General features: G+C 72.4%; 14 protein-coding genes. 6 read left to right on the forward strand and 8 right to left on the reverse strand.

The features are described 5' to 3' along the window. Nucleotides 1-1,887 (forward strand): ATP-binding protein (locus tag AC13HU_RS15110; protein ID WP_483042372.1); only part of this gene is annotated, 1,887 nt, incomplete at its 5' end. A 31-nt stretch (nt 1,888-1,918) separates the two neighbouring features. Here AC13HU_RS15110 and AC13HU_RS15115 read toward each other — a convergent pair. The 3 genes from AC13HU_RS15115 to AC13HU_RS15125 all read right to left on the reverse strand — a co-directional run bounded on the left by AC13HU_RS15115 (nt 1,919) and on the right by AC13HU_RS15125 (nt 3,977). Beyond that, nucleotides 1,919-2,581, reverse strand: coding sequence for a hypothetical protein (locus AC13HU_RS15115; protein WP_483042373.1), 663 nt, complete (start codon nt 2,579-2,581; stop codon nt 1,919-1,921). Nucleotides 2,582-2,923: 342 nt separating this feature from the next. Further along, nucleotides 2,924-3,190: a DUF6295 family protein gene (locus AC13HU_RS15120; RefSeq protein WP_483042374.1), complete on the reverse strand. Its 267-nt coding sequence runs from the start codon at nt 3,188-3,190 to the stop codon at nt 2,924-2,926. A gap of 7 nt (nt 3,191-3,197) precedes the next feature. After that, on the reverse strand, nt 3,198-3,977 hold the full coding sequence (locus tag AC13HU_RS15125) for a dienelactone hydrolase family protein (RefSeq protein ID WP_483042375.1): 780 nt from the start codon (nt 3,975-3,977) through the stop codon (nt 3,198-3,200). 50 nt (nt 3,978-4,027) lie between these two features. On the opposite strand from AC13HU_RS15125, the gene AC13HU_RS15130 reads away from it, so the two are divergent. Next, nucleotides 4,028-4,588, forward strand: a complete 561-nt coding sequence (locus AC13HU_RS15130) for a MarR family winged helix-turn-helix transcriptional regulator (RefSeq protein WP_483042376.1) — start codon at nt 4,028-4,030, stop codon at nt 4,586-4,588. Between the two features lie 256 nt (nt 4,589-4,844). After that, nucleotides 4,845-6,452 (forward strand): MFS transporter, encoded by a 1,608-nt coding sequence (locus tag AC13HU_RS15135; protein ID WP_483042385.1) that lies wholly within the window; start codon nt 4,845-4,847, stop codon nt 6,450-6,452. Nucleotides 6,453-6,493: 41 nt separating this feature from the next. On the opposite strand, the gene AC13HU_RS15140 is transcribed toward AC13HU_RS15135, so the two are convergent. Both AC13HU_RS15140 and AC13HU_RS15145 read right to left on the reverse strand, forming a co-directional pair. Next, entirely contained in the window at nt 6,494-7,390 is an 897-nt protein-coding gene (locus tag AC13HU_RS15140) for a sigma-70 family RNA polymerase sigma factor (RefSeq protein ID WP_483042377.1), read from the reverse strand. Between the two features lie 150 nt (nt 7,391-7,540). Beyond that, a complete protein-coding gene (locus tag AC13HU_RS15145; RefSeq protein WP_483042378.1) occupies nt 7,541-8,077 on the reverse strand; it encodes a hypothetical protein in 537 nt (178 codons plus the stop codon). A gap of 358 nt (nt 8,078-8,435) precedes the next feature. Between AC13HU_RS15145 and AC13HU_RS15150 the strand changes: the two genes are divergently transcribed. Genes AC13HU_RS15150 through AC13HU_RS15160 form a run of 3 tightly spaced genes read left to right on the forward strand, consistent with a single transcriptional unit; the run spans nt 8,436 to nt 11,321 of the window. Continuing rightward, on the forward strand, nt 8,436-9,320 hold the full coding sequence (locus AC13HU_RS15150) for a hypothetical protein (protein ID WP_483042379.1): 885 nt from the start codon (nt 8,436-8,438) through the stop codon (nt 9,318-9,320). 1 nt (nt 9,321) lies between these two features. Then, nucleotides 9,322-10,587, forward strand: coding sequence for a sensor histidine kinase (locus AC13HU_RS15155; protein ID WP_483042380.1), 1,266 nt, complete (start codon nt 9,322-9,324; stop codon nt 10,585-10,587). Beyond that, nucleotides 10,584-11,321: a response regulator gene (locus AC13HU_RS15160; protein ID WP_483042381.1), complete on the forward strand. Its 738-nt coding sequence runs from the start codon at nt 10,584-10,586 to the stop codon at nt 11,319-11,321. The genes AC13HU_RS15155 and AC13HU_RS15160 overlap by 4 nt, the downstream gene beginning before the upstream one ends. Nucleotides 11,322-11,587: 266 nt before the next feature. Here AC13HU_RS15160 and AC13HU_RS15165 read toward each other — a convergent pair whose 3' ends face one another. From AC13HU_RS15165 to AC13HU_RS15175, 3 genes are all read right to left on the reverse strand, one after another. Beyond that, complete coding sequence (locus tag AC13HU_RS15165) at nt 11,588-12,082, reverse strand: SPW repeat protein (protein ID WP_483042382.1); 495 nt, start codon at nt 12,080-12,082, stop codon at nt 11,588-11,590. Between the two features lie 162 nt (nt 12,083-12,244). Beyond that, nucleotides 12,245-12,961 carry a TetR/AcrR family transcriptional regulator gene (locus AC13HU_RS15170; protein ID WP_483042383.1) on the reverse strand — a complete coding sequence of 239 codons (717 nt, stop codon included), beginning with the start codon at nt 12,959-12,961 and terminating at the stop codon, nt 12,245-12,247. A 177-nt stretch (nt 12,962-13,138) separates the two neighbouring features. Next, nucleotides 13,139-14,464: an MFS transporter gene (locus AC13HU_RS15175; RefSeq protein ID WP_483042384.1), complete on the reverse strand. Its 1,326-nt coding sequence runs from the start codon at nt 14,462-14,464 to the stop codon at nt 13,139-13,141. Nucleotides 14,465-14,582: the final 118 nt, after the last annotated feature.

Here is a 14,582-nt window from a genome sequence, read left to right on the forward strand (position 1 = left end):
GGCAAGACCGCACTCGCGGTCCGCGCCGCGCACCTGCTGCGGGCCGAGTTCCCCGACGGCCAGCTCTACGCCGACCTGCGCGGGTTCGGCGCCGGCGGCGCCCGCAAGCCTGCCGACCTGCTGGCCCGCTTCCTCGGCGACCTCGGCGCGGACAGCCAGCCGTTGCCCGAGGACCCGGACGACCGGGCGGTGTTGTGGCGCGACGCGCTGCACGGCCGGCGCGTCCTGCTGATGCTGGACAACGCGGGCGACGCGGCCCAGGTGGTGCCGCTGTTACCGGGCGGCGGCGACATCGCGGTGATCGTCACCAGCCGGCGCACCCTCGGCGAACTGCCCGGCGCCGCGCGGCTGGCGCTGGAGCCGCTCTCCGTCGAGGAGCAGCGGGAGTTGCTGGTCGTCCTGTGCGGAAGACAGCGGGTGGCGGCCGAACCCGACGCGGCCGCAGGGGTGTTGGCCGCATGCGGCGGGCTGCCGCTGGCGCTGCGGATCGCCGGTGCCCGGATGGCGGCCCGCCCCAACTGGCCGCTGACCGCGCTCGCCGAACGCCTCGACGGCCAGGGCCGCTCCCGGCTGCACGCCCTTTCCACCGGTGGCCTCGCGGTCCAGGACACCTTCGCGATGAGCTACGTCGCGATGCGGGACAGCCCGCTCGCCGCGGACCGCGCCGCGGCCTGCGCGTTCCGGACGCTGGGGGTCTGGCCGGGGCACGGGCTGGACCCGTCGGCCGCCGCGGCGCTGCTCGGCCGGGAGTCCGCGAGCGCCGCCGACGACGTACTCGAAGCGCTCGTCGACGCGCACCTGCTGGAGGCACCCCAGCCGGGCCGGTACAGCTTCCACGACCTGGTCGGCGAGTACGCCGCGGTCTGCGCGCGCGCCGAACTCCCCGCGGCGGAAGGCCGTTCCGCGCTGCGCCGGATCACCGTCTGGTACGCCGCCACGGTCGCCGCCTCGCTTGCCGTACTCGCCCCCGAGGGGCACCCGTTGCCGCCGCTCGACGAGCAACCGGTGCTGCCCGCGGCCGAGTTCACCAGCGACGAGGAAGCGCTGCGCTGGTGCGTGCGCGAACTGCCGGCGATCAAGGAGTCGATCACCACCGCGATCGCGCACGGCTGGCCGGAGCTCGCCTGGCGCACCGCGGCCGGGCTGTTCGGCTACGCGCAGGCGTACTGGTGGACCGGCGAGTGGACCGCCTGCCTGGAGGAGGCGATGGCCTGCGTCACCGAGCACGGCGACGTGCTCGGGCAGGCGTGGATGCACAGCAGACTCGGCGTCGCGCACGGCATGGCCGAGCGGTACGACGTGAGCCTGGGCCATCTGCACGTCGCCCGCGCGCGCTTCGAGGCGGCCGGCGACCAGCGCGGGGTCGCCGCGATCCTCACCAACCTCACCGCCCTGCACAGCGGCACCGGCGAGTACGGCCTCGCGCTGGAGTACGGCCACCGGTCGCTCGAACTGCACCGCTCGCTCGGCGACTTCGACCGGGTGGCCACGGTGCTGGGCAACCTCGGCGACACCCACCTGTACGCGGGCGACCCGGTGGCCGCCGAGGAGTGCTTCCGCGACGCGCTCGCGGCCTGGCGCACCCGCGGCTCGATGGTCAGCATCGCGCGCACCCTCACCAGCCTCGGCAAGACCCGGCTCACCCGGGGCCGTCCCGCCGAGGCGATCGACGCGCTCAAGGAGACGCTCGCCCTGCTCGACCGGCTCGGCGACCGCGCCACCGCGGCGGACGTCCTGGAGGTCCTCGGCCGCGCCCACCTGGCGCGCGGCGACGGCGCCGCCGCCCGTACGTGCTGGGAGGAGTCGCTCGGCCTCGCGCGGACCCACCACCTGCCGGCGGTGGAGGAGGCCGCGTTGCGCGACCTGGCCAGGCTGGACGCGAAGTAGGCGCCGGCGGCGGGGCTTACGACCCTGGGAGTTACGGGTGGTACCGCTCGGCGACCGTCTCGACACTGCCGGACGTGCGGTTCATGATGACGCGGACGGTCACGCTGCTCATCTTCGCGGCCTTCTCCAGTTGGCCCTCGGTGCACTTCGTGGTGCCGTAGTCGTCACTTCCGATGGTCACGTTGCCGTCGGGGCCCGAGCAGATCGCGGCCGCGCCGAGGATCGCCGTCGAGTCGGAGACGTAGAACGCCTGGTCCGTGCCGCCGCCTTGCGGCTTGACGAGCAGCTTGCCGGGCGCGAGGTACTCCAGGGTGCCGACGATCGTGCTCTCGTGGCCCGCGTTGGCGACGCCGCTGCCGGTGGCGGGGGACGGCGACGGGCAACTGCCGGTCCGCTCACCGATGCTGTTGATCTCGGCGTTGGACCGCGGATCGCCCGCGTAGTCGATCCGGTCGGTGCACTTCACCCCGGACTTGTCGGCGGTGCCCGACCCCGACGTCGCGGCCTGGGAAGAGCCCGGACCGCTCGCGGCGGTGGGCGGGGTGGTGGGCTGTGCGGAACCCGTGGCGACCGGCGAAGTGGTGGCGGAGCCGTCCGCGGAGTTCCCGTTGTCAGGTCCGCACGCGGTCAACGCCAGTCCTGCGGCCACGAGCACGGCAGTCGACAGACCCCAACGAGCAGTCCTGGTACGCATGATGTCCTTCTTTCCCTCTCGACGCTGTCGTCCGCTCCGAGTGGCAACAGGTTCGATCCCGCCCTCCGGACGGGGCGGCCACCTGCGGACATGACGATCTTGGCATGGGCACATTCCCATGTCAGGGCCTGTTACAGCCCCGTGGCGCAACGCCACACGCGTCACGACAATCTTCACGGGAAGATCGTCGACGACCGCGTCGGGCCGCCCGCACGGAGTGCGGAGCACGAGCACGCAGCGGGCGGAAGAGGAACGGGAGCAAGGGGAACGGGGGAAGGACGGAACGGGGCCCGGGCGCGGGGAAGGGGCCCGCGCCCGGGCGGCTTGCGGGGTGGGACCGGCTCAGACCTGCATCTCCGCCGGCACCGCGGCCAGCGCGTCCTGGATCGCGGCGATCAGGTTGCGCGCAGACTCCGCGGTCAGCTCCAACGCGACCCGGGCGGAAGGCCCCTTGGCCGGGTTGGCGAAGTCGACGTTCAAGGTGTGCTCGGCCATCGCGTGGACCGGGTGGTCGAAGTAGACGGTCACGTCGGTGACGTGGAACCACGAGCCGTTCGGCCCCTTGGCGCTGCCGTCGACGACGTCCTTGACGGTGGTGTAGGTGCACATGGTCGGGTCAGCCCTTCTCGCCGTCGGTCAGGTACCGGCCGTAGAACTCCGCGATCTGCTCCCAACCGTCGGTCGCCGCGGCGACGTTGTAGTTGGGGCGGTTCACCGCGAAGAAGCCGTGGCCGGCGCCCGGGTAGGTGTGGAACTCGAAGAACTTGTCCGACACGGTGAGCAGACGGCCGAGTTCGGCGACCTCGGCCGGGCCCGGGTGGGTGTCCTCCTCGCCGAACAGACCGAGCAGCGGCGCCTTCAGGTCGGGGAGCCGGTCCACGAGGCTGGTGACCTTCATCGGGGAGCCCTCGGGCACCGGACCGATGACGAAGGCGCCGTAGCAGTCCACCACCGCGTCCACATCCGTGGCGCAGCCGGCGAGCACGGCCTGGCGGCCGCCCGAGCAGTGTCCGATGACACCGACCTTGCCGTTGGAAGTGGGCAGCGCCCGCAGGTACGCGGCGGCACCGGCCACGTCGCCGATCAGCCGCTCGTCGGGTACGCCGCCCTGCGCACGCGCCACGGCCGCCGCGTCGTCGGGAGCGGCACCGGGGGCCTCACGCGCGTACAGGTTGGGGCAGACCGCGTCGTAGCCCAACTCGGCGAAGCGCCGGACCATCTCCTTCGTCTGCTGGTCGTATCCGGGCATGTGGTGGATGACGACGACACCACCGCGGCGGGCGTCGCCCTCCGGGCGGGCGAGGTACGTCTCGATCAGGTCGCCGCCCTGACCGGCGAGGAAGACGGTGGTCGCGGTCAGCGAACCGGTGGGGGTACCGGGGAGGGAATCACTCATGAGCGTCACCTATACCATAAGGCTGGACTGATCAGTTTATACTGAAGATCATGTCATCAACTGGCGGTCCCCCGACCGTGATCCCAGCACCGGACCGGACGTCGATCCCGGATCCGGGACCGGCCGCTGGTCCAGGACCGGCCGCTGGTCCAGGACCGGCCGCGGCCCCCGCCGAGGCACCACCCTCCGGCCCGGCAAGGATCGCCACGGACCTGCGCGCCGCGCTCGGCCCGCTGATCCGGCGGCTGCGCACGGTCAAGCCGGGCGGCGAACTGACCTTGTCCCAGACCTCGGCGCTGGTGCTGCTGGACCGCGAGGGCCCGGCCACCGCGTCGGAACTGGCCGCGCGCGAGGGGATCAGGCCGCAGTCGATGTGCACGATCGTCGGGGTGCTGGCCGAACGCGGCCTGGTCTCCCGCACGCAGGACCCGCACGACGGCCGCAGGATCGTCGTATCGCTCACCGACAGCGGCCGCGACGGCCTGCACGGCGCCCGCCGCGAACGAGCCCGCCGGCTCACCGCCGCCATCGGCGAGGAGCTGACCGCGCACGAACAGGAGCAACTGGCGGCCGCGATCCCGCTGCTGGAGAGGATCACCCGACGTGTCTGAGCAGCCGTCCGGCAGTTCCAGCGGGAGCCCCGACGGCGGTCCGGACGGCGGTCCGGACGGCGGTCCGGGCGGCAGTCCCAGCGGCGGTCCGGGCGGCAGTCCCAGCGGCGGGCCGGGCCGTCCGGGCGGTCGGGGCGGTCGGCCGCACGGGCCCGGCGGCAGTACGGCCGCCACCGTCGCCGCCGAGCCGGCCGGCCCGCCGGGCGACCGCCCCGACCGCTACAAGTGGGTGGCGCTGTCCAACACCAGCCTCGGGATGTTCATGGCGATGGTGGACGCGTCGATCGTCATCATCTCGATGCCCGCGATCTTCCGCGGTATCCACCTCGACCCGTTCGCGCCCGGGAACATCACCTACCTGCTGTGGATGATCATGGGCTACCTGCTGGTCACCGCGGTGCTCGTGGTGAGCCTCGGGCGGCTGGGCGACATCGTCGGCCGGGTGAAGATCTACAACCTCGGCTTCGTCATCTTCACCCTCGCCTCCATCGCGCTCTCCTTCGACCCCGCGCGCGGCACGCACGGCGCGCTGTGGCTGATCTGCTGGCGGATCGTCCAGGCGCTGGGCGGCGCGATGTTGATGGCGAACTCCGCGGCGATCCTCACCGACGCCTTCCCGGCCCGCCAGCGCGGCATGGCGCTCGGCATCAACCAGATCTCCGCACTGTCCGGGCAGTTCATCGGACTGGTGCTCGGCGGGCTGCTCTCCGCGTGGGACTGGCGCGCGGTGTTCTGGGTGAACGTCCCCGTCGGCATCTTCGGCACCATCTGGGCATACCGCTCGCTGCGGGAGATCTCCGCGCGCAACCCGGCCCGGATCGACTGGTGGGGCAACCTCACCTTCGCGCTGGGCTGCGGGCTGATCCTCGTCTCCATCACCTACGGCATCCAGCCCTACGGCAGCCACACCATGGGGTGGACCAGCCCCAAGGTGCTCACCGGGCTGATCGGCGGCGCCGTACTCCTGGTCGCGTTCGGGCTGATCGAGACCCGGGTGAAACAGCCGATGTTCAACCTCGCGCTCTTCCGCAACCGTAGCTTCGCCGCCGGGAACGCCGCCGCGCTGCTCGCCTCCATCGCCCGCGGCGGGCTCCAGTTCATGCTGATCATCTGGCTCCAGGGCATCTGGCTGCCGCTGCACGGCTACGCCTTCGAGGACGCGCCGCTGTGGGCGGGCATCTTCCTGCTGCCGCTGACCGCGGGGTTCCTGCTGGCCGGGCCGGTCTCCGGAACGCTCTCCGACCGGTTCGGAGTGCGCTGGTTCACCACCGGCGGGCTGCTGCTCTTCGGTTGCAGCTTCGTCGGGCTGCTCCTGCTGCCGATCGACTTCCCCTACTGGGCGTTCGCGCTGCTCATCCTGCTCAACGGGATGGGCTCGGGCATGTTCTCCGCGCCCAACACGTCCGCGATCATGTCGAGCGTGCCCGCGACGCACCGCGGGGCGGCCTCCGGGATGCGGTCCACGTTCCAGAACTCGGGGACGTCGCTGTCGATCGGCGTCTTCTTCTCGCTGCTGATCGTCGGGCTCGCCGACCGTCTCCCGAGCACGCTCCAGGCCGGGTTGCGGGCCCAGGGGGTTCCGGCGGGAGTCGCCCACCACGCGGCGACGCTCCCGCCGGTGTCCACGGTGTTCTCGGCGTTCCTCGGGGTGAACCCGGTCGAGACGCTGCTGAAGCCCTCCGGAACGTTGGCGAAGCTGCCCGCGCACAATCGCGACGTCCTCACCGGAAAGGAGTTCTTCCCGAACCTCATCTCCTCGCCCTTCCACCACGGTCTGGTCATCGTCTTCGCGACCGCGGCCGGCATGTCCCTGCTCGCGGCCACCGCCTCCGCGCTCCGGGGCACACCGAACAGCCCGGAGTAGCGCGGCCCCACGTGGACCCACGTGGATCCGCAGAAAAGGCCCTACTCCGCGGGGAGCCCGAGGGCGGCGAGGCGGGCGGGGTCGGCGAGCACATGGATGTGGGTGATCCGGGACTTCCGCACGGTGAAGGCCACCAGCGCCTGCGGGAAGCCGCCCGCCACCGTGAGGGTGCCCGGGGCGCCGTTGACGATCACCGGGCGCGGCGCGGCCCCCGCCCCGCGGAACAGCAGCGCCTGGCGCGCGACGTCGGCGGCGCCGTGCACCTCCTGGGAGCGCCCGTGCCGTCCGGCGCCGGCATCCGCACGCAGCACGACCTCGGGGTCGAGCACGGCGACGAGCGCGTCGAAGTCGCCGTCCCGCGCGGCCGCGAGGAAGGCGTTCACCACCTCCCGCTGCCGGCCCGGATCGGGATCGGGCGTGGCCGCGGCACCCTGGACCCGCCGCCGGGCCCGGCTGGCGAGTTGCCGGGCGGCGACCGGCGTACGGCCCACGACGGGCGCGATGTCGTCGAACGGCACGGCGAACATGTCGTGCAGCACGAACGCGAGGCGCTCGGCCGGGGCGAGGGTGTCCAGCACGACGAGCAGCGCCAGGCCGACCGAATCCGCGAGCAGCGCCTCCTGTTCGGGATCGTCGGCCGCGTCCGCCGCGCTCACCAGCGGGTCGGGCACGTGCGTGTCCAGGGAATCCTCGCGACGCGCGACACGCGAGCGCAGCATGTCGAGGCAGACCCGCGCGGTGACCGTGGTGAGCCAGCCGCCGAGGTTGTCGATGCCGTCGGGGTCGGTACGGTTCAGCCGCAGCCACGTCTCCTGCACCGCGTCGTCGGCCTCGCTGAAGGAGCCGAGCATGCGGTAGCCGACCGCTCTCAGGTGCGAGCGGTACGCCTCGAAGTGGCGGGCCAGCAGGTTCGCGTCGTCGTTGTCACTCGTCGTCAAAGGGTGCACGCCTCACTGACGGAACGGGTGGCGCGGATGTGACCGCGCCGCCCGGCCCCACCGCCGGCCGGCGCTTCCCTGTCCATGCCCGACATTGTGTCCCGTCCCGGCGCCGCTCCCGGGCCACGACCGGCCCTCGGCCGCGACCGCTCACGCGGAGACCACGACCGCCGGCCTCCGGTTCTGCCGCCGCAGGGCCGCCGCCTGCGTGGCGAGCGTGAGCGTACGGGTCAGCGTCATCGCCACCGCCATCAGCAGCAGCGAGTCCGTGAGCGCGTCCACCGTGACCTGGTGGTGGATCATCCAGTGCCCGAGCTGCGCGGAGAACCAGTGCTCGGAGCCGTACGAGAAAGCCGCGCGAGCGCCGATCACGGCGACCCACAAGCCCGCGTAGGCAACGCCGGTACGGCTGACCGGCCTTCCGGTCCGGGGGCTTGTGTAGACGTGGGTGAAGCTGGCCGCGCACAGCCCGGCGACGACCCCCGCGACAACGGCGACCAGTTCCATGCCGAGGCCGTACCCGTCGGTGGCGGGCGACGCGATGAACAGCGGGACGATCGTGCCCGCCATCAGGAGCGGCCGCAGGATGCGGAAGGCGCCGATCTTGCGGTGCGGCCCGAGGTCCGCCTCCAAGACGGCGAAGAGGACGGCGGCGTTGATCACCATGGCTTGGGTGAGCGAGGACATGAGCGGACTCCCTGTCTCGGAGGTCGTTCGGAAGTCGTGGAGGTGCCGGAGGTCGTGGCCGGCGCGGAAGTCGTGGCCGGCGCGGCGCCCTTGGGCCTTGGACCCTGGAGCGCCGGGCGCCGGGCGGTACGACCCGACTCCCACAGCATCGGCTCCGCACCGGTACGGGCGCGCCGTAGCGCGGGGCGATACCCGGGGTGATCCGCGCCGCCCGCCCGCCACCCGGTCACCCCGCACCTCACCCCCGGACATCACCCCGCAGCTCACCCCGCGGTGTGACGCCCGCGCCCGACCTGCTTCGTAACGTCGCTGGTGGTAGGCCGGACCGGGCCGCCACCGCTGACCGGAGGAGCTCCCCGTGCTCGAGGTACTGGCCGTGATCGCGATCGTGGCCTACGTCATCGGCCGCCAGTTGCTCGGCGAGTCGCTGCGCGGCAAGCGGGTGCTGCTGCTGCCCGCGATCCTGGTGGTGGTCGGGCTGACCCGGCTGGGCGGCGGCGGGCACCACGTGCACCCGGTGGACGTGGCGTGCCTGGTCGCCAGTGGTGTGATCGCGGCGGCGATCGGCGCCGGGCAGGGCGCGATGATGCGGCTGGAGAACCGCGAAGGCGGCCTGTGGGGGCAGATGCCCCCGCGCAGCCTGCTGCTGTGGGTCGCCCTGATCGGCTCCCGGGTGGCCATGACGGTCCTCGCGGGCGCGCTGGGCGCCCATGTGGCCGCCTCCACCGCGCCGATCGTGCTGCTGCTGGGCGTCAACCGGCTCGGCCAGGCCGCGCTCATCACCAGCCGCGCCCTGACCGCGGGCATCCCCTTCGCCCGCGAGAAGGACGGCTCGGTCTTCCTCCCGACCAGCTCTCCGACCTGGGCGCCCGCCTCACCGGCCAGAGCGGCCACGGCAGCCGCGACGGAGCCGACCGACACGACACGTCGTACGGCCGGCAGGCACCGTACGGCCGCAACGACGCGCACGGCGACCGTTACGACGCTCACGGCGCGTACGACCGGGGCAACGGGGGCAACGGCTACGACACTTACGACCGGGGCGACGGCTACGACCGGAGCGACTCGTCCCACCGGTACGGCGCCGCCGGCCGCGACCGTACCGACCGGTGGGCGTCGCGACGGTACCAGTGACGGCCACTCCCGCGGCCACGTGCCGGCGCCGTACGGCACTTCGCGTGCCGCGGGTCACCGGCCGGGCGCACGGCTCGGGCCCCGGGCCCGCCCAGGACTATCGTGCTGAGGTGCTGACTTCCGTGTCCTGGCTGATCCGGGCGGGAGCCTATGTCCTGTTCGGGGCCGACCTGTTCGGCCACCACGCACACGGACCGGTGGAACATCTCGCGGTCGCGATCGCGTACGGGCTGTCCGGGGTGCTGCTCGCACTGTGGGCGCTGCTGAACATCCGCGACAGCGGCACCGCGCCGCAGCGGACGACCGTGCTGGCGCTGCTCGCGTCGATGTCCGGCGCGGTGGCGGTGCAGCCGGGCGCGACCACGCTCGTGGGCGTGGGCTTCATCGCCACGATCGACGCGGGCACCGGTATCCGGCGGGCCGAGGGCTGGTACGTGTTCGGCGCGGGGGCACTGTCCGCCGAGGTGGGTCTGCTGTTCAGCAGCGCGGACCCGCAGGCCGCGCAGGGCATCCCCCTGCTGCTCGCCTTCGGCCTGCTGGCGGGCTTCAACCGCCGCGCCTACCGGGTCCAGGCCGAGCAGAACAAGGCACTGCTGGCCCAGGCGGAGCGGCTGCGCTCCGAGCAGCGCCGGGTCGCCGTGCTCGACGAACGCACCCGGATCGCCCGCGAGATCCACGACGTGCTCGCCCACTCGCTCGGCGCCCTCGGCATCCAGATCCAGGCCGCCCGCGCCCTGCTGACCGACCATCAGGAAACCGGCCGGGCGATCGACGTACTCACCACCGCACAGCGGATGGCCTCCGACGGGCTGTCCGAGACCCGCCGCGCGGTGCACGCCCTGCGCACCGACACCCCGCCGCTCGCCGAGGAGTTGGCACGGATGGTGGCCGCCCACGAGCAACGGCACGGGAGTACGGTGACGCTGACCGTGGTCGGCGGCGCGGCGTCGCTTCCCCCGGACCAGGCGCTCGCCTTGGTGCGCACCGCGCAGGAGTCGCTGACCAACGCCGCCAAGCACGCGCCGCACCGGCCCGTGACCGTCGATCTGCGCTACGGGGACCAGGACGTGACACTGACCCTCACCAACCCGCTCGGCCGCGGCACCCCGCCGCCCGCCGAACCGCTGCCGGAAGCCCGCCCGGCCGATACGTCCGCCGAGGCGTCGGCCGATACGTCCGCCGGGGTGTCCGCCGACCGTTCGGCCGATGCGCCGGCCGGGCGGGTTTCCGGCTTCGCCACCGTCGACGGCGGCTACGGCCTGACCGGGATGCGCGAGCGGCTGTTGCTGCTCGGCGGCACCCTCGCCGCGGGGCCGGGAGACGGCCGGTGGCGCGTGACAGCGTGCGTGCCGCGGAACGGGCAGGCGGCGGCGTGAACCACACTCCCCCGGCGGCCGGAGAACCCGCACTGCGCGTGGTGGTTGCGGACGACCAGGCCGCCGTGCGCGAAGGGCTGGTGCTGATGCTGGATCTGCTGCCGGGCATCGACGTGGTCGGCTCGGCGGCGGACGGCCGGCAGGCGCTGGCGGTGGTCGCCGAACAGCGGCCGGACGCGATCCTGTTGGACCTGCGCATGCCGGTGATGGACGGCATCGAGGCGACCCGCAGGCTCACCGCCGAACACCCGGACGTGGCGATCGTGGTGCTCACCACCTATGCGGACGACCGGTCGGTGCTGGAGACGCTCCGGGCCGGCGCGCGCAGCTACCTCACCAAGGACGCGGACCGGCTGCACATCGCCCAGACGCTGCGCAGCGCCACCGCCGGCCTGACGGTGCTGCACCCGCAGGTGCAGGCGACGCTGCTGGCCGCCGCGGAACCCGATCGGGCGGACACCGGCGGCAGGGACACGGTCGGCGATGTGGCGGCTTCCGGCGCGAACTCCGGTGCCGGGTCGGTGCATCGCACCGGGCTCCCGGACGGGCTGACCCGGCGCGAGGCCGAGATCCTGACGCTGATCGCGCGCGGCCGGAACAACGCCGAGATCGCCCGCGAGCTCTTCCTCAGCGGCAACACCATCAAGACCCACATCAACCGGATCTTCGCCAAGACCAACTCCCGGGACCGCGCGGCCGCCACGCGCTACGCCCAGCAGCACGGCCTGGACTGACCGACCGGGGTGGACTGACGGCGGTGGACTGACGGCCTGGACTGACGGCCTGGGCTGACCGGTCGGCAACTCAACGCACCTTGACCGCGAGCCGACTTGACGGCCTGCGCGGCGGCTGGCCCGACGGCCGACCCGACGGCCGACCCGGCAGCCTGCCCGCCGACTCGGCCTCCCGACCTGCCTTGCCGACTCACCACGAACACACACGTGGGCGGCCCCTCCGGTGCACGGAGGAGTCGCCCGCGTTTTTCTTCGGTGTGCTGGTCCTAGCTTGATGCCCTCTCGCGCCTCAGCCCGTCAGTACGGCCCCTCCGCTTCATCAGGCCCAGGCCCATCGTGGCCAGGCCAAGCAGGCAGGCAACACCACCGACAATCGCGTTGCTCACGATCGCCTTGTGGATGTCGGCGTGTCCCGACACCGCCCACGGAGCCGCAATCGTCCATGCGCCGATCGCGATCGCGACCCAGCCGAGTCCGTGGGTCCGCTCCAGCACGGAGCCGAACCCCATGGCCAACACGGCCAGTGCGATACCCACTACAAGGTTGGTGACCTTCAGGCTGGTAAGGCCGGTGAAGCCCACCACCCACGGCGAGATGGCCAGGTACAGACCGGTGAGGAGGCACAGACCTTCGATCAGGCCGGCCATCGGCTTGTCCGACACCGCGGCATACCGATCCCGCAGGGACATGATGTCCGGGTGTTCCTCGATGGTGGAGCGCGTCGACGGAGAAGTCGGCGAATGAGTCGAATCGGTGGCCATGTAAGCCACCTCCCTTTCGCAAGTGCAGTCGCTTCTGACGCCGGATGTCCTTCGGTTCTCCATTCCGAAGCTGCCGCATCCTTACTCAGAGTAAAACTCCTGGCAGCCTTATGGCCACCCGACGCCGTGACGGTTTGCCCGCATTGGCGGTTCTTTGTCCCTCTACCCACGCACAGCGGGTCGAACACGCCCCGAATCCACCTCAATCGCATGTTTTGCGATATTTGCGGCGGCTGCGGTATCTGCCGCACTCGTATCCGCGTCCTCGGCCGGTGCCATCGGCGCCGTGTCCACCAGCACGGCGGCGGCCTCGCGGGCCACGGACGCGGCCGTGGGGTCGTGGTCCATCCGGGAGCTGTGGGTGGCACCGTCATAGAGGAGGTGCAACTGGCGGGCGAGGCCCTCCGGATCGGCGACTCCCACCTCGGCGGCGAGCTCGACGAACAACCCCCGCATCCAGGCGCGGTACTCGTCCGACGCCTGCTCGACGGAGCTGCCGCGCGGCGCCTCGGCGGTGGCCGCGACGAACGCGCACCCGTTGTAATCCGGCGAGGTGATCAGCTCGCCCTGCGCGTCGAACATGCCGAGCAGCCGCTCGCGCGGGGTGCGGAACCGGGTCAGCGCCCGGGTGATCCGGTCGACGTTCCGCTCGCGCCGGTGGTCCAGGTAGGCGCGGACCAGAGCTTCCTTGCTGCCGTAGCAGTTGTAGAGGGACGCCTTGGCCACGCCGGCGTGCTCGATGACGCGATCGATGCCGACCGACTGCACACCCTCGGCGTAGAACAACTCGTCGGCAGCCAGGAGCAGGCGCTCCCGTGCGGAGAGCTTCGGCGCCCCGGACGCCTTCGCCGGCACCCCCGGCGTGGCCCTTTGCACCATCCCGATCACCTCTCAGACAACCCTGTCTATTGTAACGCGGGCACCGTATCGGAGATACCGCCCGGAATCGCGGATTCGGCCCGGCCCCGGCCCCACCCGACCACCACGGGCCCCACCGGCGCCGGCACCCGACACCGGCTCCGGCGCTGGCACCGGCCACCGGCCACCGGCCACCCGCTAACTCTCGCGCACCGCCTGGGGGGTGCGGCGGCCGAGCAGCAGCCCGGCGAGCGCCGCCGCGGCCAGCACGATCACCGCGGCGCCGTACTCCCGCACGGTGTCCAGCAGACCGCCGCCGTGGACGACCAGCACGCCGGCGATCACCGCGGGCACGCCCATGCCGAGGTAGGAGATCACGTACAACAGCGAGAGCACACCGGCCCGTTCGTGCGGCTGCACCAGCGGGATCACCAGGCGTATGGCGCCCTGGAAACCAGCACCGAAGCCGAACCCGGCCACCGCGGTGCCGGCGAAGAAGCCAACCGCGGAAGCGGTGCCGCCAGCGCCCGAACCGATGCACAGCACGGTGACGGCGAGCCCGACGATCAGGGTACTCACACCGGTCACCATCACCGTGCGGGTCGGCGTCTCGCGCAGCAGCGGCACGGACAGCGCGGCGGCGCCGGCCAGTACGAACAGGCCCAGCCCGCCGTAGACCACCGAGTCGGAGTGCACCAGGCGACTGGTGATCGCCGGGCCGAGCGAGCCGTAGAACCCAGGCAGTGACCAGACGGCGACGAGCACGGGCGCGGCGACGGCGATCGAACCGCGGGCGGCGCGGGGCAGCTTGATCTCGGGCACCATGCTGGCCAGCGCGCCCCGCTTGCGCGTCACCGGCTCCCGGAGTGCGGTCACGCCGAGCGCCTGGAGGACGAAGATGCCGAGCAGCAGGTAGTAGACGAGGTGGGTCGGCGCGGGCAGGAACCGCACCACCAGCCCGGAGGCGAGGGAGCCCACCGCGGTGCCGATCGGGGGCGCGAAGGAGTTGGCGACCGAGCCCTTGATCCGGTCGATGTCGAGCAGGCCGGCGCCTATCGCGCCGAGCGCGGCGCCCGTCGCGACGCCCTGGACCACCCGGCCGGCCATCAGGACATCGACCCCGCCGGCGGTGGCGAACACCACCATCGCGGCCGCCTGCGCGGCGAGCGCGACGAACAGCACGGGCTTACGGCCTATGTGGTCGGAGATCTTGCCGAAGACCAGCAGCGACACCAGCACCGCCACCGCGTAGACCCCGAAGATGACGGTGGTGGTGATCGGCGAGAAGCCCCAGTCCCCCTGGTACACCGCGTAGAGCGGGGTCGGGGCGCTGGAGGCGGCGAGCAGGGACACGACGATCGAGGCGAGCAGGATCAGCGCGGCGGTGGGGCCGAGGTGCCGGCCGCGCTCGACGTCGGCGCCCCGCCCGGTGCCCGCGACGGCGGAGCCGGGGGCACCGGGAGGTGCGGGCCTGGTCGAGCGCCTTCGGCTGGCAACGGCCTCGCTGGCCGGGGGGACGGGCATGGCTGCTCCCTCGATGATTGAACAGATCTGTCTAGTTCGGCTTTGATGCTAGACAGACTGGTCTACTCACGTCAAGGCGAGGTTTGTCCCCCGAACGAGTGGTGACCCGTCGAGGGAG

The organism is Streptomyces sp. NH27 (assembly GCF_056859195.1).

Coding starts and splice junctions, on each gene's coding strand:
- AC13HU_RS15130 (WP_483042376.1), top strand. CDS start 4,028: ATGTCATCAACTGGCGGTCCCCCGACCGTGATCCCAGCACCGGACCGG.
- AC13HU_RS15120 (WP_483042374.1), bottom strand. CDS start 3,190: ATGTGCACCTACACCACCGTCAAGGACGTCGTCGACGGCAGCGCCAAG.
- AC13HU_RS15135 (WP_483042385.1), top strand. CDS start 4,845: ATGTTCATGGCGATGGTGGACGCGTCGATCGTCATCATCTCGATGCCC.
- AC13HU_RS15165 (WP_483042382.1), bottom strand. CDS start 12,082: ATGGCCACCGATTCGACTCATTCGCCGACTTCTCCGTCGACGCGCTCC.
- AC13HU_RS15145 (WP_483042378.1), bottom strand. CDS start 8,077: ATGTCCTCGCTCACCCAAGCCATGGTGATCAACGCCGCCGTCCTCTTC.
- AC13HU_RS15125 (WP_483042375.1), bottom strand. CDS start 3,977: ATGAGTGATTCCCTCCCCGGTACCCCCACCGGTTCGCTGACCGCGACC.
- AC13HU_RS15115 (WP_483042373.1), bottom strand. CDS start 2,581: ATGCGTACCAGGACTGCTCGTTGGGGTCTGTCGACTGCCGTGCTCGTG.
- AC13HU_RS15170 (WP_483042383.1), bottom strand. CDS start 12,961: ATGGTGCAAAGGGCCACGCCGGGGGTGCCGGCGAAGGCGTCCGGGGCG.
- AC13HU_RS15175 (WP_483042384.1), bottom strand. CDS start 14,464: ATGCCCGTCCCCCCGGCCAGCGAGGCCGTTGCCAGCCGAAGGCGCTCG.